This is a genomic window from Glutamicibacter sp. V16R2B1 (genome assembly GCF_005774635.1).
In the GTDB taxonomy this organism is placed as follows: domain Bacteria; phylum Actinomycetota; class Actinomycetes; order Actinomycetales; family Micrococcaceae; genus Glutamicibacter; species Glutamicibacter creatinolyticus.
The window spans coordinates 1-1960 of sequence record NZ_VATX01000066.1; the positions used below are offsets into that span (position 1 = coordinate 1).

The 1960-nt window shown below is 68.6% G+C and carries 5 protein-coding genes; all 5 read right to left on the minus strand.

Features of this window, described 5'->3' with window-relative positions; genetic code table 11:
- Window positions 1-313: 313 nt before the first annotated feature.
- The gene (locus tag FDN03_RS16110; RefSeq protein ID WP_138178598.1) at window positions 314-496 is read right to left on the minus strand and encodes a hypothetical protein; all 183 of its coding nucleotides are present in this window, start codon (window positions 494-496) and stop codon (window positions 314-316) included.
- Window position 497: 1 nt separating this feature from the next.
- Window positions 498-866: a hypothetical protein gene (locus FDN03_RS16115; protein WP_138178599.1), complete on the minus strand. Its 369-nt coding sequence runs from the start codon at window positions 864-866 to the stop codon at window positions 498-500.
- A 112-nt stretch (window positions 867-978) separates the two neighbouring features.
- A complete protein-coding gene (locus tag FDN03_RS16120) occupies window positions 979-1308 on the minus strand; it encodes a hypothetical protein (protein WP_138178600.1) in 330 nt (109 codons plus the stop codon).
- Window positions 1305-1598, minus strand: a complete 294-nt coding sequence (locus FDN03_RS16125; protein ID WP_138178601.1) for a hypothetical protein — start codon at window positions 1596-1598, stop codon at window positions 1305-1307. Before FDN03_RS16125 ends, FDN03_RS16120 begins: the two co-directional genes overlap by 4 nt.
- A 91-nt stretch (window positions 1599-1689) precedes the next feature.
- On the minus strand, window positions 1690-1960 hold a 271-nt coding region (locus FDN03_RS16130; RefSeq protein ID WP_138178602.1), incomplete at its 5' end, for a WhiB family transcriptional regulator.

The window sequence follows — 1960 nt, forward strand, 5'->3', positions numbered from 1 at the left end:
CGAAGGAGAAGGTGAAGGTGAGTGCGGGCACGAGGACGAGGACGCCGATGACGACGATGAACGTCAGGCGTTCGGCCGGATCTTTGGTGCTGCGGGGGGCAGCCGCGTTGGCGGTCATCGGCGGGTTCTCTTTCCGCGCGGTGGGGGCAGGAGAACGGCTGCGATCACGACCGCTTCGAGGAGGACCGTGACCGCGAAAGCGGCGAACTGGTTCATCGCCGCCGGCCGAGGAGGTCGAGAAGCATGCCGCCCACGACGACCGCGGCGAGGGTGCCGAGGCCGAGGATGGCGAAGCGGATCAGAATCTCGGCGATCACGGGGTGCTCCCTGAGGGGGTTGGGGTGGTGGGCTGGGTGGGCTGGTGGTGCAGTTCGTGCCACTTGTCGCCGAACTGCTGCTTCCATGACTGCCAGTAGTCGCCGACCGGGCCGACGTTGAACACGGCAAGGGCGACGAAGACAGTGGCGATGAGGACGGCATGTCGAAGCGGCTGCATGTCAGCCGGCCAGGTGGAGGGCGACGGCGACGGTGATGACGGCGACGGCGACCCGCACCCAGTGGGCGTTGACCCACATCAAGCCGTGGAGGAGCAGCCAGATACCGAGGGTGAGCGTCCAGTAGATGGACGAGGCGACCCCGGCGGCGATGAAGAACACGCCGTTGGTCAGGAACGCGGGGATGTCGCCGGACCACTCCGGCTTGGCGACGATCAGCGGGAACTGTGGGGGCAGGGCGTTGAGCGTGGCCTTGTCGTAGATGGTCTGCACGGCCGGGTGTAGCGGCCTCTCCTCGTGGAGGACCGGGTTCCCGCCTCCCATGCGCTGGGTGGGGACGTTTGGCTTGGTGGTCGTGGTGGTCGCAGACATGGGGATCTCCTCGAAGCGTTTCGGGGATGGCTGATGCCGGGCTGGGTCCGCGGCGAAGATGGGCGCAGAAGCCAGCCCGGCAGGTGCCAGGAGGGTGCGGGTGTGGCGGAGTTCAGCAGGCTGTGACGGTGACCGTCGGCTCCTGGCCGGACGCCGGGTCGAAGCTGACCTCGTACACCTGATCCCGCCAAGGGCCAGGTGAGATAGCTACTCCCAGGTAGGTGCCGGTGGTCCGGGCCAGTTCGATGCGGGCTGCCAGGTAGAGGCGGACCCGTGCCTCAGGGTCCGTCAGGCCGATGGAGGTCATTTCGTTCAGCGCCATCTGCACCCGGTTCCGGTCTTTGTCCACCTCGGTGACGAGGCCGACCAGAGCCCGAAAGTCCCATCCGGCGGCGGCGAGGGCCTCCATGTCTGCCCCGGTGGCAGGCGTAGGGGTGTTCACGCGGCTACCTGCCCGGGGTTGTGGACGGGCAGGGCGCTGATCGCCACGGTTTCGGCGCCATCGAGATGGCGGGCGAGGAGTTCGACGGTGGCGAGCTGCCCGACGCGGGCGGTGTAGGCATCCGTGTAGGCGTCCCACGCCGGGTCGACCTCAGGGCCGCCGGACTGGGCGGCCTGCAGGTAGACGGTGTGCGCTTCCTGCTCCTGGCTGATCAGTTCCAGCAGGTGGTAGCCGGCGGCCCACAGGGCGCCGTTCGCAGCAAGAGCCTTCTCATGGGTGCTGCTGGTCATCGCCGGTCCTCCAGCCCACGCGGAAGCTGGCAGCTGCTGCTCTCATGTCCGATGGACCCGCAGTGGTCGCAGCAGAGATCCTTCTTCTTCCTCACGCCGCCACCGCCTGACGGGAAACGCTGGTCAGGTGCTCCAGCCGGGCCACGAGACGCTTACGGGCAGAGCGGATCTGCCGGGCGGTCGTCCCACCCCACACACCGTGGTCCTCTCCGGCGACGACCGCGTACATGACGCAGCGGCGGGTGACCGGGCAGACGGCGCACACCTCGGCGGCTTCCCGCCCGTCGGTGAGAAGCCGCGCCCGCTCTGTGGCGGTGGCGTGGCGGGTGGGGCCGGGCGGGGAGAAGATGTCCGGCTTGGCG